18 protein-coding genes are annotated in these 20970 nt (G+C 60.9%); 17 read left to right on the top strand and 1 reads right to left on the bottom strand.

The features are described 5' to 3' along the window. Positions 1 to 22 precede the first annotated feature (22 nt). Positions 23 to 1720 (bottom strand): sulfatase-like hydrolase/transferase, encoded by a 1698-nt coding sequence (locus ACZ0A4_RS05705; RefSeq protein WP_463573507.1) that lies wholly within the window; start codon positions 1718 to 1720, stop codon positions 23 to 25. Positions 1721 to 2110: 390 nt separating this feature from the next. On the opposite strand from ACZ0A4_RS05705, the gene ACZ0A4_RS05700 reads away from it, so the two are divergent. The 17 genes from ACZ0A4_RS05700 to ACZ0A4_RS05620 all read left to right on the top strand — a co-directional run bounded on the left by ACZ0A4_RS05700 (position 2111) and on the right by ACZ0A4_RS05620 (position 20869). After that, positions 2111 to 3463, top strand: a complete 1353-nt coding sequence (locus tag ACZ0A4_RS05700) for a UDP-glucose dehydrogenase family protein (protein WP_463573506.1) — start codon at positions 2111 to 2113, stop codon at positions 3461 to 3463. Continuing rightward, a complete protein-coding gene (locus ACZ0A4_RS05695; protein ID WP_463573504.1) occupies positions 3460 to 4497 on the top strand; it encodes an NAD-dependent epimerase in 1038 nt (345 codons plus the stop codon). Before ACZ0A4_RS05700 ends, ACZ0A4_RS05695 begins: the two co-directional genes overlap by 4 nt. An 18-nt stretch (positions 4498 to 4515) precedes the next feature. Continuing rightward, entirely contained in the window at positions 4516 to 5262 is a 747-nt protein-coding gene (locus tag ACZ0A4_RS05690) for a sugar transferase (RefSeq protein WP_463573503.1), read from the top strand. Then, positions 5262 to 5909 carry a CpsD/CapB family tyrosine-protein kinase gene (locus ACZ0A4_RS05685; RefSeq protein ID WP_463573502.1) on the top strand — a complete coding sequence of 216 codons (648 nt, stop codon included), beginning with the start codon at positions 5262 to 5264 and terminating at the stop codon, positions 5907 to 5909. Before ACZ0A4_RS05690 ends, ACZ0A4_RS05685 begins: the two co-directional genes overlap by 1 nt. Positions 5910 to 5930: 21 nt before the next feature. Further along, positions 5931 to 6956: a polysaccharide biosynthesis/export family protein gene (locus ACZ0A4_RS05680; RefSeq protein WP_331695387.1), complete on the top strand. Its 1026-nt coding sequence runs from the start codon at positions 5931 to 5933 to the stop codon at positions 6954 to 6956. A 16-nt stretch (positions 6957 to 6972) separates the two neighbouring features. Continuing rightward, entirely contained in the window at positions 6973 to 8565 is a 1593-nt protein-coding gene (locus tag ACZ0A4_RS05675; RefSeq protein WP_463573501.1) for a GumC family protein, read from the top strand. Further along, positions 8562 to 9653, top strand: coding sequence for a glycosyltransferase family 4 protein (locus ACZ0A4_RS05670; RefSeq protein ID WP_463573499.1), 1092 nt, complete (start codon positions 8562 to 8564; stop codon positions 9651 to 9653). The genes ACZ0A4_RS05675 and ACZ0A4_RS05670 overlap by 4 nt, the downstream gene beginning before the upstream one ends. Then, complete coding sequence (locus ACZ0A4_RS05665) at positions 9650 to 11023, top strand: O-antigen ligase family protein (protein WP_463573497.1); 1374 nt, start codon at positions 9650 to 9652, stop codon at positions 11021 to 11023. The genes ACZ0A4_RS05670 and ACZ0A4_RS05665 overlap by 4 nt, the downstream gene beginning before the upstream one ends. Then, positions 11020 to 11985, top strand: coding sequence for a glycosyltransferase (locus tag ACZ0A4_RS05660; RefSeq protein ID WP_463573495.1), 966 nt, complete (start codon positions 11020 to 11022; stop codon positions 11983 to 11985). Before ACZ0A4_RS05665 ends, ACZ0A4_RS05660 begins: the two co-directional genes overlap by 4 nt. Beyond that, positions 11978 to 13114, top strand: coding sequence for a glycosyltransferase (locus ACZ0A4_RS05655; protein WP_463573493.1), 1137 nt, complete (start codon positions 11978 to 11980; stop codon positions 13112 to 13114). The genes ACZ0A4_RS05660 and ACZ0A4_RS05655 overlap by 8 nt, the downstream gene beginning before the upstream one ends. 13 nt (positions 13115 to 13127) lie before the next feature. Beyond that, positions 13128 to 14129, top strand: coding sequence for a polysaccharide deacetylase family protein (locus tag ACZ0A4_RS05650; protein ID WP_141128657.1), 1002 nt, complete (start codon positions 13128 to 13130; stop codon positions 14127 to 14129). After that, complete coding sequence (locus ACZ0A4_RS05645) at positions 14126 to 15433, top strand: lipopolysaccharide biosynthesis protein (protein ID WP_463573491.1); 1308 nt, start codon at positions 14126 to 14128, stop codon at positions 15431 to 15433. The genes ACZ0A4_RS05650 and ACZ0A4_RS05645 overlap by 4 nt, the downstream gene beginning before the upstream one ends. Next, positions 15430 to 17352: a hypothetical protein gene (locus ACZ0A4_RS05640; protein ID WP_463573489.1), complete on the top strand. Its 1923-nt coding sequence runs from the start codon at positions 15430 to 15432 to the stop codon at positions 17350 to 17352. The genes ACZ0A4_RS05645 and ACZ0A4_RS05640 overlap by 4 nt, the downstream gene beginning before the upstream one ends. A 68-nt stretch (positions 17353 to 17420) precedes the next feature. Continuing rightward, positions 17421 to 18110: an N-acetyltransferase gene (locus ACZ0A4_RS05635; RefSeq protein WP_463573487.1), complete on the top strand. Its 690-nt coding sequence runs from the start codon at positions 17421 to 17423 to the stop codon at positions 18108 to 18110. Positions 18111 to 18114: 4 nt separating this feature from the next. Next, positions 18115 to 19299 carry a GNAT family N-acetyltransferase gene (locus ACZ0A4_RS05630; RefSeq protein ID WP_463573486.1) on the top strand — a complete coding sequence of 395 codons (1185 nt, stop codon included), beginning with the start codon at positions 18115 to 18117 and terminating at the stop codon, positions 19297 to 19299. Then, on the top strand, positions 19271 to 20062 hold the full coding sequence (locus tag ACZ0A4_RS05625; protein WP_463573485.1) for a ChbG/HpnK family deacetylase: 792 nt from the start codon (positions 19271 to 19273) through the stop codon (positions 20060 to 20062). The genes ACZ0A4_RS05630 and ACZ0A4_RS05625 overlap by 29 nt, the downstream gene beginning before the upstream one ends. 114 nt (positions 20063 to 20176) lie before the next feature. Continuing rightward, positions 20177 to 20869, top strand: coding sequence for a GNAT family N-acetyltransferase (locus ACZ0A4_RS05620; protein ID WP_463573484.1), 693 nt, complete (start codon positions 20177 to 20179; stop codon positions 20867 to 20869). Positions 20870 to 20970: the final 101 nt, after the last annotated feature.

Genomic DNA, 20970 nt, shown 5'->3' with positions numbered 1-20970 from the left:
GCCAGTCCTGCCAACCCAAAATCTACTGACCAGCCGCCACACTCGCCGGCGCCTGCGTCGGCGTGACAATGCTGCCCAGATCAATGTGCTTCCACTCAGGCTTGGCCCCCAACCGTGCATTGAAGCGGTAGTTGAAGGTGAACTCGTCCGCCGTCGCAACACTCAGTGGCTTGCCATAAACAGCCTCGATCCCCGCCAGGTCATAGCCCATCAACTGCAGCAGGGTCGGAAAAATATTGTAGTGGCTGGAGCGATCCTTGTTCGCCGCCAATTGCGCCGACCAGTCCAGCGTCTTCAGCTCGCTGCCGGAAATCACCACCAACGGCACCAAGCCCTCTTCCTCCACCGGATCGCCCCCGCAGTGGGTGTTCAAGCCCGGATTGCCGCGCTCATGCAAATCCTGGCCATGATCAGAGGTATAGATCAGCAACGCATTGTTCAGATTGCCCTGAGCGAACACCCGCGCAAAAAACTCGCCGACGTTCCACAACACGGTGTTCTTGTAGGCATTGCGGTACAGCACCCAGTCATCCGGCTGACCATTGAAACCGTTGCGCTCGCCGGTATCGGCCACCTCGGTGAACTGCCCGCGCGGCAGGGTCGGGCGGTAGGCCATGAACGCATCCGGGTATTTGTCATGCACCGGAAAATGCGCGCCGACCTTGTTGATCACCACCAGCTCCGGCTGGTCATCGTTGAGCAACTCGATGAGTTTCGCCGCTGCCGCCATGTCGCGGTCGCGCACGCTGGTCTGGTCGAATTGCACGAACTGGTCGATGTCCTTTTTCTCGGTGTCGGTCATCAGGTTCTGCAGATTGCCGGCGGTGCGCTGGGCGTCGATGTAGACGGTGCGCAGCCCGGCTTTCCTGGCGTACTGCCAGATCGACGGCAACGTGCTGTTGATGCGCATGTAATCGGCGCGGGTGCCGCCGTAGCGCAGGGTTACGTTGGTGTCAGCGCTGCAATTGGCGATGGACGCCGCGTAGCCGTAATTGAAGATGTCGACGCCGGGACGCACTTGCTTGAGGTTGCTGTGCACACCGAACGACGCGTTGATGTCCAGATAATTGCCAGAGATGCTTTCGTCGATGATCAGCACGATGTCATGGCCGACAGCTTGCGAGCTGCGCGCCAGTGTCACCGCTTCGCGCGGGCCGACCGTATTGTGCAGCGCTTCATAGGTAAACAGATTCAGGTACGCCAGCGGCGTGTACATGATCGGCAAGCCCCGCGCGCCCTCACCTGCACGCAAAAACAACACCGCACTGAGCAGCAGCACACCACACAGCGGCGCAGCCACCCGCAGCGAATTCGCAATCGCCAGGCCATGGCGTGGTTTCAGACCAATGCCGAACAACAACAGCAGACCGCTGAGGACGCCTTGCAGAATCGCGCCCCGATACTGGTACGCCGCTTCCTGAATGAAGCCACCGGAATACACCAGGGAGACAAAGCTGCTGTAGCTCAGGTAATCCGCCGTGACCCGTGTATAGACATCGAAAAATACCGCCGAGACAAACATTGCCAATGCGAATAAATGTCGAATGAGCGTCTGCCGTATATAGGCCGTTAGATATAACGCCAAAGTAAGCGCCAAAAACATCGCGCCAAAAAGAAGTACAGAAAAACCGAAGCCGATAGCATTTAACCGATCAATGTAATATTCGGAATAAAGAAGCAAATAGATAAACAAAAGCACTTCTTTAGCATATTTGAACATGGCGATACCGGACGCGCAGAACGGCTGGAAGTCAAAGGTTTGTCAGTCAGAATCTGACACTAGCACCCGGCCATCAAAGCGCAAGAATTGACTGCTTTTTCAGGTAAAGCGTCAAAAAACCGGTGACTCAAATCTGACACACCGCCAACGCCAAAAGCCTTTACCCAAGCGGCTTTCGACCGTTTATCGCTTATTTCAAATCTGAACAAATCTGCAAAAACTCAACAATTCCAATCGCAGCAATGACTTGATGGCCAATCGCCAAAAAACGCTCAACTGTTATACAGATGCAACATGTCATTTTGCTGACACGCTTTGCAAACCCTGCGCTATACCCCTTTTACAGTTTTCTTCTGAACTTCTTCTTTTCGCTCTATCGAGGGTGCGCAGATGGACGTGAGCGTATTTGGCACGGGCTATGTTGGACTAATACAAGCCGCCGCACTTGCAGATGTCGGTCATCGGGTTTTATGTGTCGATATTGACCCGAACAAGATCAAACAACTGCAACAAGCGGTGCCGCCGATTAGCGAGCCTGGTTTGTCCAGCACGCTCGAGGAGAACATCAAGGCCGGTCGTCTGCTGTTCAGCACCCAGGCCAGCGATGCGGTCGAGCATGCCGAGCTGATCTTCATCGCCGTCGGCACACCGGCCGATGAGGATGGGTCTGCCGACCTCAGCCACGTGCTCAACGTCGCCCGGCAGATCGCCTCGTACATGGAGGCTGACCGCACGCTGATCATCAAATCCACGGTGCCTGTGGGCACGGCCGATCAAGTGCTGGACACCGCCAACAGCGAATTGCAGCGACGCGACAAGACCAGCCTGACTGTACGTGTGGTCTCCAACCCGGAATTCCTCAAGGAAGGCAGCGCTCTCGCCGACTGCATGCGCCCGGACCGGATCATCGTCGGCACCCGCGACGACGCGGCCCGCGAGCAGATGAGCGAGTTGTACGCGCCGTTCTGCCGCAATCGCGAAAAGCTGATGTTCATGGACAACCGCAGCGCCGAACTGACCAAGTACGCCGCCAACGCGATGCTCGCCACGCGCATCAGCTTCATGAACGAACTGGCCAATCTCACCGAACTGCTCGGTGCCGACATCGAAGCGGTACGCAAAGGCATCGGCTCCGACCCGCGCATCGGCTACCACTTCATCTATCCGGGCTGCGGCTTCGGTGGTTCGTGCTTTCCCAAAGACTTGCGCGCCCTGCTGCACACCGCCGAACACAACGGCATGCCGCTGAAACTGCTGCGCAGCGTCACCGACGTCAACGACCTGCAGCGGCACATTCTGTTCAGCAAACTCAAAGCGCAGTTCCCGCAAGGCCTGGCGGGTAAATCCATCGCGATTTGGGGCCTGGCCTTCAAGCCCAATACCGATGACATGCGCGAAGCGCCGAGCCGCTATCTGATGGATGCGCTATGGGCCGAAGGCGCCAGCGTACAGGCCTACGACCCGGAAGCCATGTCCGAATGCCGGCGCCTCTACGGTTACCGCAACGATCTGCACCTGTGCGCCACCCGCGACGACACCCTGGAAGATGCCGATGCGCTGGTGATCTGCACCGAGTGGAAAAACTTCCGCGTGGTCGATTTCGAGATGCTCGCCAGCAAACTGCGTTCGCGGGTGATCATCGACGGCCGCAACCTGTACAACCCGGAACAAGTGGCGGCCGCCGGCCTGCATTACAGCGGCATCGGACTGCGCCACATTGCCCCTGAAGGGTTACGGCCATGAAGGTGCTGGTCACCGGTGCGGCCGGTTTCATTGGTGCCCATTGCGTGTTGCGGTTGATGCGCGACGGACACTCGGTGGTCGGTCTGGACAACTTCAACGCCTACTACGACCCGCAACTCAAGCACGACCGCGTGCAATGGGTGCGTGAGCAGGTCGGCGATTTCCAGCTCGCCACGGTTGACCTGGCCGATGCCTCGGCCATCGAAGCACTGTTTGTCCGCGAACGTCCGCAAGTGGTGATTCACCTGGCGGCGCAGGCCGGGGTGCGCTACTCGCTGGAAAATCCCCGGGCGTATCTGGACAGCAACCTCAACGGTTTTCTGAACATTCTGGAAAGCTGCCGGCATCACCCGGTAGAGCACCTGATTTACGCCTCGTCGAGCTCGGTGTACGGCGCCAACCAGCACACACCGTACTCGGTGCAGGACGGCGTCAATCACCCGCTGTCGCTGTACGCCGCGACCAAAAAAGCCAACGAGCTGATGGCGCACAGTTACAGCCACCTGTTCGGCATCCCCTGCACCGGCCTGCGCTTTTTCACCGTGTACGGGCCTTGGGGCCGGCCAGACATGTCGCCGATCCAGTTCGCCCGGGCGATCAGCGAAGGCACGCCGCTGAAGCTGTTCAACTACGGCGAGCACCAGCGCGACTTCACCTACATCGACGACATCATCGAGAGCATCGCCCGCCTCATCGATCAGCCACCGCAGGTCAATCCGCAGTGGGATCGCGAACAGCCCGACCCGGCCAGCAGCATGGCGCCGTGGCGGTTGTTCAACATCGGCGGGCAGCACCCGGTCGAGCTGAAAACCTATCTGGCGCTGCTGGAAAAACACCTTGGCCAGAAAGCCATTGTCGAGCTGCTGCCGCTGCAACCGGGCGACGTGCTCAACACTTGCGCCGAGGCCAGTGATCTGGCCCAGGCCACCGGATTTCAACCCCGGATAGAGCTGGATGAGGGACTCGGACGCTTTATCGCCTGGTTTCGCGACTACTACCCCACTGCCTATCGCCCAAGCGCCGTACGCGGCTGAATTAATGCGGAGGATTTTATGACTGGACATGAGAAAGGTGTACCGATCCAACAAATGCGCCGCGACAAGCGCGTGGATCCCGAGCACCGAATGCGTCTCGACGCAGCGATTCATCGTCAGGGGCGCGGCTGGTTCACCGGTCGCGACGGCGGTCGCCCATGGCAACTGTCGCGCACCAATCGCGTGGTCGCCTGCCTCGGTGCGCTGATGATTCTGCTGCTGATTTCACCCCTGTTGCTAGGCCTGGCAGTGGCCATCAAATACTCCAGCAAAGGCCCGGTGATGTTCGTGCAGAAGCGCACGGGTTATCGCGGGCGCAAGTTCGGCATGTACAAATTCCGCACCATGGTCGCCAACGCCGAAGAATTGAAAGAGTCGCTGCGTCACCTGAACAAGCACGGTGCCGATGCCATCGATTTCAAGATCGACCACGACCCGCGCATCACCCGCATCGGTGGTTTCCTGCGGCGCACCAGCCTCGATGAACTGCCCAACCTGATCAATGTCGTGACCGGCGACATGCGCCTGGTCGGCCCGCGTCCGACCTCGTTCAACGCCTACCGCTACAAGGACAACCACCTTGCCCGTCTGGCGATCTACCCCGGCATGACCGGTCTGTGGCAGATCTCCGGACGCAGCAATATCGACTTCGACCAGCGCGTTGAGTTGGACCTCAGCTATATCGCCGAGCAGAGCCTTTTGCTTGATCTGAAGATTCTGTTGAAAACCCCCTTCAAAGTATTCAGCGGCCACGGAGCAAGCTAATGGACGGTTCAACCAACAAAAGCCTGAGCATCGCCAATCCCAGCGAATCGAACCTGACCTCGACCGTGCTGGATCTCGATCTGCGGATCTTGTTCCTGACCGCCGCCAACCCCGGCGCTGGGACCACCACCAGTGCGTTGGCGCTGGCCAGCCAACTGGCGCAAATGAGCAGCGGCCAAGTGCTGCTGGTCGACGCCAGTCAGTCGGCGAGCAACCTCACCCAGCAGTTGAACCTGAGCAAGGAGCGCGGCCTGCGCGACTTGCTGTTCAACCCGGACAACCCGCCGCTGTTGCAGGACTGCGTGGTGCAGGTGTCGAGCCTGCCGTTTCATGTGCTGCCCAACGGCCGGCCGATCCGCACCATGGAACACCTGACCGCCGAGCGTCTGAGCCCGTTGCTCGATCAATTGAGCAGCCAGTACCGCTTTGTGGTGATCGACGGCGACGCGGTGTATTCCGCCGCCGACACGCTGGTCATCAGCACTCAGGTCGATGGCGTGGTGTTTGTCGTACGCGCCGAAGACACCCGCTGGGAAGTCGCCCAGGCCGCCGTGCAACGCCTGACCCAGGCCGGGGCAAAAGTGGTCGGCAGCGTGTTCAACCGGCGCAAGTACTACATGCCCAAATGGCTTTACAAAAACCTCTAAGCGAACGCGAAGGATGACGCCATGAACGCCAAGATTCTTGTGCTGCTGATGCTGCCGCTTGCAGGCTGCTCAAGCACCTCAGAAACCCAGAACATGCCGGTGAATATCCTCACCGCCACCCCGGCCAACGCCCAGGCGACCGACATGCCGAAGATCGAGCAGACCCTGCGCCCGCAGGATGTGCTCGACGTGATCTTCCATATCAGCACCAGCGGCTCGGACGCGTACCGCGTGCAGTCGGGTGACCAGATCGGCCTGAACTTCACCGCCGCCAGCCAGCTCAACGGCAATCAACTGGTGCTGCCCGACGGCACCATCGAACTGCCGGGCGCCAACACCTCGGTGAAAATCGCCGGGCTGACCAGCGATCAGGCCCGCGAAGAAATCCAGCGTGCCTATCAGCGCAAGCAACTGTTCCAGCCCAACCGCAATCAGTTGACCGTGCAGATCATCAGCCCGCTGACCAATGAGCAGAACCTGAAAAGCGCGCTGAACCACCCGGCCACCGGCATGAGCCGCGAGATCACCGTCGGCACTGACGGTTACGCAAGCTTCCCGGAAATCGGCGCCGTGCCGCTGCAAGGCATGACCGTCAATCAACTGGAAACCTTCCTCAACAAGAAGTACGCGCAACTGCCCGGCCGCATGACCGTTGACGTACTGCTGAAATCCACCGCCGGCAACGAGATCTATGTGCTCGGCGAAGTCGGCCAACCGGGTTCCTACCCGATTCGCCGGCCGGTCTCGGTGCTTGAAGCGCTGACCCTGGCCCGTGGCACCAACGTCAAGGCGCGCCTGGATTCGGTGGTGATCATGCGCCGCAACGGCAATCAGGTGCAGGCGGTGCATTACGACGTCGAGAAGGCCCTGTCTGGCGACGCTTCGCAGATCGCCTACCTGCAACCGGACGACATGCTTTACGTGCCGAAAACCAAACTGGCCAGCGCCGGCGAACTCGCCCGTCAACTGGCCGACGTGGTGCTGTTCCAGGGCGTCGGGTTCAGCTTCGGCTACCGCGTCGACAACAAAGACAGCAACAACAACTGACTCTCAGGTGACCGACATGAATCCAAAGGAAAACTACCTGCATGAGTTCTTCAGGATCTTCTTCGCCAACAAGCAACTGGTGAAACGGGTCTTCCTGATCTTTGCAGTCATCGCCCTGCTCCTGCCGCTGGTGCTCAAACAGAGCTTCGATATCACCGCGCAGGTCATCGTGCAGTCGAAAAAACTCTCCCAGGGTGACGCCACCACGTCGCTGACGGTGGACAACGCTACGTTCATTCCGCCGTCGCTGGCGGACATGGAAACCGAGAGCAATATCCTCCGCTCGCCAGCACTGATCCGGCAGACCATCAGTGAACTGCGCGACAAAGGTGAATACACACCTTCGCCGGGCATCTTCAGCAAACTGGTGGCCGAGCCGTTCAAGCGCTACGTCAGTTCGCCGCTGCGCCAATACGTGATCAACCCCGTGCGTAACGTGCTTGGACTTGAGACTGATCCGGTGCGTGACACCGCGCTCGACGCGCTGACCCAGCAAGCCATCGACAGCCTGAAAATCGAGACCCTGCCCGGCTCCAACGTGATCTCGATCGTCTACAGCTTCCCCGATCCGCATCAGGGCACAACGTTTGTTTCAGCTTTGCTGCAGAACTATCTGTTCAGCCGTCAGGCCTTGCAGTCAATCGATTTGCCGCAGTCCTTCTACGAGTCGAAGAAGCACCTCTATCAAGTGCGCCTCGATGGCCTCGAAGGCAACCGTCAAACGTTGCTGGAAAGTGTCGGCTCGTCGGATCCGAAGGAAGAGATCACCTTCCGCCTCAACGCCATCAACACTGAAGAGCAAGCCCTGAACCTGTACCAGGATCGCCTGTTACAGAGCCAGCGCTGGCTCGAATACCTGAAAACTGCACTGGCGGCCGCGAGCAATAACAAGCTCAACGATTACACCTTCCCCTACACCTTCACCACCACCGTCGACAACGTGGCGTTCGAGGATCGGGAAATCAAACAGATGGGCGAGCAACTGACCACCCAGGTCAGCCGCTACATGAATGACCTGGCGGTGTTCCAGCCCGGCAGCGAACCGATGCTGCTGACCCGCGAGCAGATCGCCCGCACCCGTGGCCAGTTCCTCAAAGTGGTGAGCAACCGCATCCAGGAACGCACTAACGATCTGGCGGTGGTCAAGCAGGTGATCGATCAAAAAACGGCGCGCATCGCCGAGTTCAAGAACCGCATTCACGAGTTGCAGCAGACCCAAAGCAAGCTGCGGCAGATGGACACCGAAATCGATGCGCTGCACGCCGCGTTCTCGACTTACGCTCAGCGGTTTGCCGAAAGCAGCACCACCGGCGCGCTCAACGACGATCTGTCCAACGCCCGGGTGCTCAGCCCGCCGTTCGAACCGACCGAAGCGGCGTTCCCGAAACCGGGCCTGATCATTCCGTTCGGTTTGTTCACCGGATTGCTGCTGGCGATTGCCCTGGTCTACGTGCGTGAGTTCTTCGATCACCGCTTCAAACACCCGGCGCAAATCAGCCACGAGCTGGGCGTACCGGTGCTGTTGGTGATCAACGACCAGAACACACTGCCGAGCAATCCGCACAAGAACTGGACCGTGCCAAGCTTCCTGCACTGGGTGCGCAATTGAGCACCGCGTCCTCCCCTTCCGCCGCGCTGCCGATCATTCATTTGCTCAGCAGCGGCGGCTTCTATGGGGCCGAGCGCATGTTGCTGGATCATTGTCTGGCGACGCCGGGGCAGCATCAGGTGCTGTTTCTCGACGCGCCGCCAGCACTGATCGCGCGCTTTCGCGAGGCCGGGGTGGACGGTCGCGGCTGTGCTGGGCTGAGGGAATTGCTGCGGCATCTACGCCAGCGTCGCAGTGAAAAACCGCTGATCAATACGCACAATTTCAAAGGTCTGTTGTTCGGTTGGGTGGGCGCGACGCTGTTGCACTTGCCGCTGGTGATCACTCAGCACGGCTTCACACCGCGCAGTCGCAAGCAGAAGTTCTACACCTGGCTCAGCCTGCAACTGTGCCGCACCGCATCGGTGGACCGGGTGGTCTGCGTGGCGGAAAGCATCGCTGTGCTGCACCGTCAGGCCAGCGTCCGGGCGGAGAAGTTGCAGGTGATCCCTAACGGTTTGCCGGCCGCTGCAGCGCTGGTGCCGGACGCGGATCGGCAACGCTGGCTGGCCGGTTATGTCGGGCGGTTGAGCAGCGAGAAAGGCCCGGATCTGTTTCTCGACGCCTTGATCCCGCTGTGTCATCAGCATCCGCAACTGGATGCGGTGATGCTCGGCGATGGCCCGGAACGCGAGGCGTTGCAGACGCGGATCGACAGCGCCGGTTTGCAGCAACGTATTCGTTTGCCCGGTTACCAGATCGCCATGCAACCGTGGTGGCAGCAACTCGATGCGCTGGTGATCAGCTCGCGCACCGAAGGCACCCCGATGATTTTGCTCGAAGCCATGCAGGCCGGGGTGCCGGTGGTGGCGTTCGGCGTCGGCGGGATTCCCGACGTGCTGGAACACCGGCACAACGGTCTGCTCGCCACACCCGCCGATTACGCCGACCTCAGCCGTCAGCTCGACACCTTGCTGAGCGAGCCGAAACTGGCTCGGCAACTGCGCGACAACGCAAAACGCACGCAACAGGATCGCTACGACCTCAAGGCCCTGGCCGAACGCTGGTCGCAGCTGTACATCCGCACGGCACGGGAGGCACGCGCATGATTTTCCCGCTCTCGATCGTCAGTTTGCTCGGTCTGGTCTGCATCGCTTTGCTGGCCAGCCCTTATCCGTTTCTGGCGCCGGGAGTGGTGCTCGGCCTGGTCGGTTTTGCGGTGCTGTACCGCAAACCGACCTGGGGCCTGCTCGGTATCGCTGCACTGGTGCCGTTCGAGGGTTTCTTCAAGGACAGTTCGTTTTCCGGGAGTAAATTGCTCGGTGCCGGGCTGGCGGTGATTTTGATGCTGCAACTGGCGCTGCACCAGATTCCTTCGGAGCGCCTGCGCAGCAATATCTGGCGCTACCTGATCTGGTTCATGGTTCTGTACTTTCTCAGTCTGCTCAACACCGATGACATGGGCATGTCGCTCGGCCATTTGCGTGAACTCAGTGTGGGTTTGATTCTGTTTGTCATCACCCTGTTGATCGGCCGCGAGTTGAACCTCGACCTGTTCGCACGCCTCGTCACTCTTGCCGTCAGCACCACCTGCGCGATGGCGATGTTCTCGGCCAAATTCCAGGATCAGGGCCGCGCCGCTGGCCTGCTCGAAGACCCTAACGCTTTCGCCCTGCTGATCGCGTTTGCAATACCGATAGGGCTTTTTCTGGTGATCCGCAGCCCGAACCTGCTGCATCGCTTGTTCTGGGGCGCTTGCTGCCTGCTGCTGTTGGGCGGCATGACCAAAACCGAATCGCGCTCAGGGCTGGTGGTGTTGGCCTTGAGTCTGTTGATCGGTTGCTGGCACTACCGCGCGCAACTGACACGGATTCGTCCTCGGCATCTGGGTTTCGCCATGCTCGGCGCGGCCATTGTGATTCCGCTGGCGATCTACGCGATGCCGGCCGGCTATCTTGCGCGTATTCAGTCGCTGAGCGTGTTGAGCGCCGGAGCCAAGGGGCACAACGACGAATCCCTCGGTCGCCGCGCCTCGTACATCGTCGTCGGCAGCCAGATGATCCGCGAGAACCCGCTGCTCGGCTCTGGCCCCGGCACCTTCCCGCTGCATTACGCGACCACCGGTTACGCCAAGGCGTTTTCGGCCAACCGCAAGATCGGCGACCTCTATCGCCGCGCGCACAACACGTATCTGGAAATCTTCAGTGAACTCGGCGTGCCTGCCGGGCTGTTGTTCGTCGGCATGCTCGGCCTCGGTCTGTACAACCTTATTCGTGCACGGGCGGCGTGGATGCTGCGCCGTGATGCGTATCAAGCGGATCTGATGACGCACCTGGCCGTGAGTTTTCTGTCGCTGACCCTGTTCCTGATGTTCCTCAGTGCGCCGAACCAGAAATACGTGTGGATCATGCTCGCCATGACCAGCGTCCTGCGTCTGAAAGCCGAGCAGGCACCCCTGACCACGGAGGCCAAGGCATGAGCCGCATCAGCATCGTCATCCCGATGTTCAACGAGGCGCGGCACATTGGCCGCACCTTGCTCGCCGCGCAGAAAGCCGCGCACGCGGCCAATGTCGAGTGCGAGCTGATCGTGGTCGATAACGGCTCGACCGATCAGGGTCCGAACATTGCCCGCCAGTTCGGCGCGCAGGTGCTGGTGCTGCCGGGGTTGTTGATCGGCGCGTTGCGCAATCGCGGCACGGCGATTGCCACGGGTGAATGGCTGGCGTTTATCGATGCCGACATTGAAATGCCGGAAAGCTGGCTCGTGCCGTTGTTCGATATCGAGGCCGGCGGTCAGGCCGATATCTTTGCGCTGGACCTGCACACACCGGCCGAGGCGCCTTGGTACGCCACCGCGTGGCAACGGCGCACCTTGCGCGTGTCGTCGCAAACCTCGCACGCCGTCGACTGGCTGCCCAGCGCCAACCTGCTGATGCGTCGGCGCTGGTTCGACAAGGTCGGTGGTTTCAACGAAACCCTGCGCACCGGCGAAGACAAAGAGTTCACTTTGCGCTTGCACGAACAGGGCGCACGGCTGCTGTCGGTCAGCAACGCCGCTCTGCATTGGGGTTACGAAATGAACTGGCGCGAATGGATGGGCAAGGAAATGTGGCGTCAGGGCAGTCATCTGCAACTGCTGCGCACCCACGGTTTCAGCTTGCGCCTGCTGCGTTTCCCGATGCTCTCGCTGCTGGTCTGGTTGCTGGATTTTCTGGCGATCTCGGCACTGCTCGATGGCTTCCCGCATCACGCGGCAATCATGGTGGCAATCACCAGCCTGCCGGGGCTCGTCCTCAGCCTGCGCCAAAGTGCCAAACACCGGGACATCGGCTTGAGCCTGCAACTGTGGGGCCTGCACTGGGTGCGTCTGCACCTGGCCGGCGCCGCTTTCATTTTGAGTCTGTGTCATTGGAACGCCAGGAGGCCTGCCCGTGGCTGAATTCATTTTCTGGATGTGCCTGTTGTTGCCGGTCTACGCCTACGTCGGCTACCCGTTGCTGCTGACGCTGATCGCGCCACTGTTTCCAGCCTGGCGCCATACCCCGGCGCCGCCGCTGAACGTCAGCATCGTGATCGCTGCGCACAACGAAGCCCGGCATATCGAGCACAAGTTGCGCACGTTGCTGGCCCAGGATTATCAGCCGGCGACCCTGCAGATCATTCTCGCCAGCGACGGTTCGACCGATGACACGGTGGCCTGCGCGCACAAGGTCGTTGACCCGCGCATCACCATTCTCGACCTGCCGCGCCAGGGCAAAGCCGCGACACTCAATGCCGGCGTGGCCCTCAGCACCGGCGATATTCTGGTGTTCACCGACGCCGACAACCAATGGTCCCGCGAAACCCTCGGCTACTTGCTTGCGCCGCTGAATGATCCGCAAGTCGGCGGCTGCGCGGGACACATGGTGATTCCGGTCACTGGCGGTGGTTTGAGTGTAGGTGACAGCCTCTACCGGCATTACGAAGGCTGGCTGCGCCGGGTTGAGAATCGCACCGGTTGCATGGTTTCCGCCGACGGCGCCCTGCTCGCCCTGCGCCGCGAGTTGTTCCAGAACGTGCCGGCCGAGGTCAACGACGATTTCTTTATCAGCACCTGCGCACCGGTCGCGCACAAACGCATCGTTTACGTGCCTGAAGCGCAAGTGATCGATCACGGTGTCGATGAGGCGGACAAGCAATTTCGCCGCCGTCAACGCGTTACCGTCGGCGGTCTGCAAAGCCTGGCGCAGCGCCGCGAACTGCTCAATCCGCTGAAATATGGCCTGTATTCGATCGCGCTGATCAGCCATAAGCTGATCCGCCGTCTCGCACCGGTGCTGTTGCTGCCGCTGCTGCTGAGCAACTTCTGGCTGTGGGAAGACCACGGTTTCTATCGCCTCGCCCTGATCGCGCAACTGTTTGGCTACGCCATCGCGATTGCCGGCCTGCTGGATTCGCAACACCGTTTGCCCAAGCCCTTCCGCCTCGCCGCGTTTCTGCTGGTCACCCTCGCCGGGATGAGTCTTGGCCTGTGGCAGTTTCTGCGCGGTCAGCGGTATGCCCAGTGGAATCCGGAACAGAACCGTTAAGAGGACCGAAGCCATGGCGATCAAACAATTACTCAAACGCACCAGTGGCTGGCTCTATCTCAACTCGTCCATGGGCCGCAACCAGTTGCACGGCGCCGGGGTGATTCTGATGCTCCATCGGGTGCTGTCGAACGACCGCGCCGCCGACCTGCCGCACCGTAATGAACTGTGCGTGGGGCCGAAAGCCTTCGAGCATTTGCTGGTGTGGCTGCGCAAGCATTTCGATTGCGTGCCGCTGATGGAAATCCTTCAGCCCAACTCGCTGCGTACCGAGCGCCCACGGGTGGCGCTGACCTTCGATGACGGCTGGCGCGACAACGCGGTCAACGCCTTCCCGTTGCTGCAAAAACATCAGGTGCCGGCGAGCATCTTTCTCTCCACCGATTTCATCGGCAGCCGTCAGCGCTTCTGGTGGGAAAGCCTTGGCGAAACCCTGTGGGGTAGCCACGGTGAAAAGGCGCGGACACATCTGATCGAATGCCTGCAAGTCCTGCATCATCCGCTGCCGGTGCTGCTCGATGACATCGACGTCGATCGCCGTAGCCTGGCGCTGTTGCATTACCTGCAAGGCCTGAAGTCGATTGACCCGCAGGAGCTTGAACGGCTGACCGATGAATGTCCGCAGGAGTCGCAACCGCAAGCGCTGGACTGGCATCAAGTGCGCGCACTCGAAGCCTCCGGCCTCGTGCGCTTCGGCCCGCACGGCGCCAGTCACGCGATCCTCACTGGCCTTGACGATGTGCGCCTGAGCGAAGAAATCAGCCGCAGCCGCGATGCCCTGCACAACGGCTGCAACCGGCCGCTGCCGGTGTATTGCTACCCCAATGGCGACAACGACGAGCGCGTACGCGGGCAGATTGCCAATCACGATTACCCGTTCGCGCTGGGCACCGGCACCGGCATTTATCGTGGCGAAGGCGACCCGCTCAACCTGCCGCGTTTCGGCGTCAGCCAACGCACCGCGCGTAATCCGGAACTACTGTCGTGGCGGATCTTTCGCGGGGCGCGGCCATGAGCCGAGGCAATTACCTCAAACATTTGGCGCTGAGCATGGGCACCAAACTGGCGATGATCGCCCTGCGCTTGCTGCGCAATGTGCTGCTGGCGCGGATTCTCGGGCCGAGTGAGCGCGGCTTGTTTGCGCTGCTCAGCACCCTGCCGGATCTGATCAGCGCCGCGACCAGTGGCGGCTTGAATTCGGCGGTCGGTTATCAGGCGGCCAAGCAACGGCCGATGGGTTTGTTGCTCAGTCAGGTGTTGGTGTTTGGTTGTTTACTCGCGGCGTTGTTGACGTTGCTGGTGGTGGCGCTGGTGCGGGAATTTGGCAGCGAACTCGATGTGACGATGCAACTCGGTCTGCTCGCCTGGCTATTGCTGTTGGCGGTGCCGCTGACGGTATTGAAAAGCGGTTTGCTGACGCTGCACAACGCCACGGGCGGCGTGGTCGCGTTCAATGCCTTGCGCTTGGTCGAGTCGCTGGCGCCGCTGCTGCTGTTTCTCGCGCTGTTCTGGATGTGGAAAAGCGCAGCCCTCGAAGCGGCGTTGATCAGTTGGCTGGCCGGGATCAGTCTGGTGGCGCTGGCCGGTTGGGTCTGGCTCAAACGTGCGCAACCGTTGCAGTTGCAATGGGACCGCGCCAGCCAGAAAGAACTGCTGCGCTACAGCGCGCGCAGTCATCCGGACCTGCTGTTTCAGCAAGTGATTCTGCGCTCGGATTATCTGTTTATCGGCGCCCTGCTCGGCAGCACCGCGCTCGGTCATTACGCGATGGCCAGCGCTGCCGCTGAACTGCTGCTGATCGTTCCGGAAGCTGTGACCACGCCGTTGATGAAGCGCTTGCTGCAGCAGGACGAAGGCATGGACAAAGTCACCCCGCTGGCCCTGCGCCTGACCGCCACGGTGATGCTCGGCGCCTGTTTGACCATGGCGGTGATTGGCGAATGGCTGATCGTCACGCTGTTCGGTGCGGCGTATCAATCGGCGTATCCAGCGCTGCTCGCATTGCTACCGGGGCTGTTGGGCCTGTGCTACGCGAGCATTCTGCGTCTGGATCTGCTGGGCAAGAATCGTCCCGGCACGGTGTCGTTGCTGATGGGCCTCGGTGCCCTGCTCAATCTGGCGTTGAACCTGGTGATGATTCCCGCTTACGGCATCGTTGGCGCAGCGGCGGCTTCGTCGATTGCCTATCTGGCCGTGACCGTGGCGATGCTGGTGCTCTACTGCCGCTTGAGCGGTGTGCCGTTCTGGCAAACGCTGATCATCCTGCCCCGCGATGTCACGCCGATGTGGCTGATGTTGCAACGGCGCAAAACCGCATGAAAGCCCTCGCCCTGCTGCTCGGTCTCGGCCTGTCGCTGGACGCCTTTGCCGCGTCCATGCGTTGGGGCGAGATCCGCGACGGCAGTCTGTATCTGCAAGCGGATCGCCCGGACACGGTGACAGTGCGCTGGACGCCGGCGTGGCAGGCCGAGGCCAATGAAGAGCATCTGTATCTGCTCGATGGTCAGGGCAAACTGGCGGGCGATCGGTTCATCAAGGCCAGTGAAGTGCGTGGCAGTCAGAGCTGGCCATTGCTGCCCGGCGCGAGCAGTTATCGGCTGGAAATTCCCGGCTACAGCTTCCGCAATTACCGCGTCGAACACGACGAGCGCACGGTCGCGTTGTTCGCCCCGGCGAAAGTGCATTTCAGCGCCGACACGCACAATGGCGACGAGTTGTATTTCAAAGTCGCACCGGGTGAACACGCAGTGCTGGCGGGCAAGTTTCATGGTGGCGTCAGCGGCTTGCAGGCGCAGCGCGTCGGCGATGATCAGCAACTGACGCTGGCATTGAAACCCTATCGTGCCTATTGGCAGTTCGATCAGGTCGCCTTGCCCGTCAGTGAACGCGAGCAGGTCTGGCGCCTGCGTCTGCAAGGTAGCGGCAAAGCGGCGTTCTGGCTGGACGGCACGGCGAACCTGTTTGCACAGAATCCGCAGCAACTGAAAGGCTTGCGTGAAGACGCCGGCCAGACACGTCTGGTGTTGCACGAAAAAATGCTTGGGCGCACGCCGGACCTGGGCATCGCCCTGCCCTACGTGATGCCGCCCCCCGCCAGTCATGCTGCGCTGGATGCACTGAAACCGACCGCCGCGAGTTACTACAGCTTTGTTGATGTCACGGCGAAAAACCCGCATTTCGAAGACGCGTTCCGCCAGGTCTATCAGGATCGTTTCGGCATCAAACAGGACATCACCCTGCTGGCCGGCAGTCAGCGTCAGGCCGATCTGCGCGCTGATGTGCAAAGCAACAGCGGCCTCGATGCATGGCTGGCCAGCACGCGTACGCTGGGCGGCAAAGGCACGCACTACATTGGTTTTGCCGACGAGCCGAACCTCAACTATTCCAGCTATGCGCAGTATCAGGCGATTTTCACCAGCATGGCGCGACAGGTGCGCAGTGATCCGGCGAATGCCAAGGCTGGCGTGCGCATTGCCATGCCGGCCAGTTCCCGACTGGTCAACGGGCCGTTTGCCAATAACGCAGCGGACAAACGCGGTATCGATTGGGCCCGGCGTCTGCTCAGCGAATCCGGCGATCAGGTCGACGCGCTGGCGTGGCACGAATGGATGATCCGCGACCTGCTCGCCACCCGCGTCTACCGCGACAGTGTGCGCCGCGCCGCCGCTCTGGTCGGCCTCGACGGCAAAGGTCAGCCGCGCAAGGCCTTGCTGCTCGACCAGACCAACCTGTCCAGCGGCTCCAGCCTCAGCCCTTACGATCAGGAAACCCACTACGCTTCGCTGTGGTGGGCGTCGGTGGTGATCAACGCTTCGCAGGACGGTTTGCTGAGCATGCTCAACTGGTTTCAGGCCGCCGATGAGCCGCAGTATCCCAAGGGCATGTTGCGCGTCTCGCAGGATGAACAACGCTTTGAGTTGAAACCGGTGGGCCTGGCCCAGCAGTTCATCGCCCAACACTGGCTGCATCAGGTGTTGTGGCTGGAGAGCGATGCCTTTGAAGTCGATGTGCTGGCGATGGCCGGCGACGATCAGCGCGGCTTGCTCGGCGTCAACAAAGGCACGCGTTTGCAACGTGTCGATCTGAGCGGCGCCAAGTGCCCGCTGAACAACGGCGCCCTGCGCTACTTCGGCGCCGACAACCGCAGCCGCGACGCGCCATTTTCCTGCCAGGACGGGCGTGTGCGTTTCGAGCTTCCGGGGCAGACCCTCTTCTCCCTTAGCTGGAGCGCTTCATGAACCGTCCGTTGATGTTCAGCCGCGCGGGTTTCAGGCCGCGCGATGCCTCGTCATCAGGAGCCAAGACCATGAACGTTGTGCAAAAACTCAGTCAACACATCAAGCAGAAAGGCCTGCGCGCCACCCTTGCCAAAGCATGGAAACACTACGTTTTTTCCCATCAGGAACTGTTGTGGATGGAGCGCGACCTGGTCAGCCCGGTGCCGCCGCACAACCTCAAACCCTACCCGCCATTGCGGGTGGTGAAGATCACGGCGGACAACGCCAGCGCCTTCGCGCGCTACTTCGGCGACCGCGTCGGCACCATGGCCGAACTGGCCAACGAAGGTCACACCGGGCATATGCACCTGGACGATCTGGGCGACGCCGTGGCGTTTATCTGGGGCAGTTCTCGCGACTATTTCGACCGGCACTACTACGGCTGCCTGTTCCCGGTGAAACCCGGCGAGTTCTTCGAATTCGGCGGTGAGCTGACCCGCGCCTACTGGGGCAGCGAGCTGTCGGTGGATCTGCAACTGGAACTGTGGAAAGCCATGGCGGCGCAAGGCTGCGACAAGGTGGTCGACGTCTGCGAGTTCCACAATATCCCGGCGCTCAAGCTGCATTTGCGCATGGGTTATACCGAGCAAAACCGCATCATGAATGTGTACACCCTGTTCGGTCGCTGGCGCTTCTACCGCGAAACCCGCTACAGCGGTTCGCGTCTGGATGCGTTACGCAAACCGTCCCGTCCACCCGTAACAGCCACGGCGGCCTGAGCCTATGGTGACGCGATTTGAATGGCGCACTTCGCTGTGCGCCGCCGATTTCCCGGAAGCGGCGTATGAAGCGCTGCGCCTGCGGGTGACGGATCACACGCCGTTCAACAACCTTGGCTGGTTGTGCGCGGCCGAGCTGGCCCTTGGCGAGGGTGAGCGTTTGCACATCCTGCTGGCTTGGGAAACCGACGAATTGCGTCTGTGTCTGCCATTGGTGGCGAGTCGCGAGCGCTTTGCCGGCGTGCCCTTTCGGGTGTTGCATCACTTGGGTTATCCGCTGGCCGATCGCTTGGCACTGTTGTCTTTGCTCGGCAGCGAAGACATGCGCGAGGCCTTGCGGTTGATTCGCCAGCGTGTGCCCCACGCACTGCTGCAACTCAATGAATTGTCCGAGCCAGCCGGCGAGGAAAGTGCGTTGACCGAATGGATGATGCACAGCTCCACCGGCGAACGGCGGTTGAGCTGTCGGGTGCCGGTGCATCTGATCAGCGAGGCGGATCATCAGGAAGTTTCCGGCGATCCGCGTTACAAGCTGCGCCGCGCGCGCAAGCGGATCGCTGCGTGCGGTGCCGAAGTGCGGCGGATCACTCCCGATGCGCTGAGCATGGGCCCATTGCTGCAGGTCATCAGCGAAGTCGAAGCGGTGAGCTGGAAAGGTGACGAAGGCGTGGGGATTTTCGCCGGCGAACGCAGCCGCCAGTTGATCGAACGCGCCTTCACTGCCCTCGCCGGCCAAGGCCTGGTGCGCGTGGTGACGCTGGAACTGAACGGCCGCTGCATCAGCTATCGCCTCGGCCTGCTGGAGCAAGGACGACTCTACGATTACAACCTCGCGTTCCTGCCGCAATACGCCGATCTGGGCAGCGGCCGGGTGTTGCTGGAGGAATGGATTCGCTGGGGCCTGGACGACAACTGGCGCTGGATCGATGCCTCGCGGGTCAGTCTGGAAAACTCCAGCCATCAACTGCACGAACGCATGACCGGACAACTGGAGCACTGGCGCTGGAGTTTTTATTCCTGGCGCCCGAGTGGTCTGGTGCTCGGCCTGGGCCTGCGCCTGTGGCATCGACTCAAACCCCGAGTACAAACCTGGCGGGTACGGCGTGCCGAGCCCGCGAAACCCACATCGAAACCTGTCGCGATCACCACGGAGGGCGAACATGCCTCGCCAAGTCATAGTCAACGCTGACGATTTCGGCCTCAGCCCGAACGAAAACGCGGTGATCTTCGCCGCGTTTCAGGCCGGGGTCATCAGTTCTGCTACAGCGATGGCCAACATGCCGGCGTTCGAAGCGGCGTGTGCCATGGCCCGGCATGCAACCCTGCAAGGCCGGGTCGGTCTGCATTTCAACCTGACTTACGGACGACCGCTGAGCCAGGCGATTCTGGCCCGCCGCACCTTCTGCGATGACTTCGGTGTGTTCGACCTCAGCCTGCCCCGCCACAGTTTTTCGCTGGCTCGCGAGGATTGTGAAGCGGTGCGCGAAGAATTGCAGGCGCAGTGGCAGCGTTGCGTCGATCACGGCCTGCGCCCCAGCCACATCGATTCGCATCAGCACGTGCACAACATCTGGCCGATCGGCGAGATCGTCGCGCGGTTTGCCGCGCATCAAGGGGTGCCGATTCGGCTGGCGCGCAACCTGGGGCAAAACCTCAATCTGCCCAAGCGCGTGTTCAAGGGTTTGCTCAACTGGCGCCTGCAGAATCTGGCGGGTGTCACCGCTGACTATGTGTGCACGCCGATCGACCTGCGCAACGTCAGCGCGCCGACCGACGGCGTGCTGGAAATCGTCGCGCATCCAACGCAACTCGGCGCCGATTTCGGTGACGCCTATCTCAACCCGGAGGAATCCCTGAGCCGCGTGCTAGAGCAGCGGCTGGCGGGCATCCCAAGGGTTTCCTACAGCGATCTGAACAAGGATTTTCTACGCGGTGCGACAGCACTCGACTGAGTTACATACCTTGCAATACTTTCGAAGATGGCACTTTGAAATGAACTGGCAAGGGTGATCTATACCCACAAAAGCACCATCCACAACACCCGGGCTTCGGCCACGGAGGGCAGCATGAGCATCATCGAAAAACTACAAGAACGCATCCGCCAAAAAGGCCTCGGCCGTACCTTCAGCACGTTGTGGAAACGCTACGTGTTCTTCCACTGGGAACTGTTGTGGATGGAGCGCGACCTGGTCAGCCCGGTGCCACCGCACAAACTGCGCCCTTATGACGGCCTGCACAAAGTCGACATTACGCCGGAGAATGCCATCGCGTTTTCCAAGCATTTCGGTGACCGCGTGGAGACCATGGCCGAGCTGGCCACTGAAGGCCACACCGGGCACATGTACCTCGACGCTGACGGGCATGCGGTCGGGTTTATCTGGGGCAGCATTCGTGACTATCACGACCGCCACTATTACGGCTGCACCTTCCCGGTGAAGCCCGGCGAGTTCTTTGAATTTGGCGGTGAGATGACCCGCGCATATTTCGGCAGCAGCCTGTCGGTGGACGTGCAGGTGGCGCTGTGGGAGGCCATGGCGGCGCAGGGTTGCGACAAGGTGGTGGATGTTTGCGAGACGCACAATATACCGGCGCTGAAGCTGCATCTGCGCATGGGTTACCACGAGCAGGGTCGCGTGATGCACGTTTACTGCCTGTTCGGGCGCTGGAAATTTTTCCGCGAAACGCGGTATGAGGGTTCGCGGCTGGAGCCGTTGCGCAAACCGGGGCGGCCGGTGGTGAGTGCGGCGGCGCAGGCTTGATTCGCATCTGAAAGGCCGCCTTCGCGAGCAAGCTCGCTCCCACATTGGATTTTTGCTCGGCGCAGATCCAATGTGGGAGCGAGCTTGCTCGCGAAGGGGCC

Source organism: Pseudomonas sp. AC172, from assembly GCF_979258595.1.
Note: the sequence above shows the minus strand (reverse complement) of the source record. Positions and strands in the feature narration are given on the sequence as shown.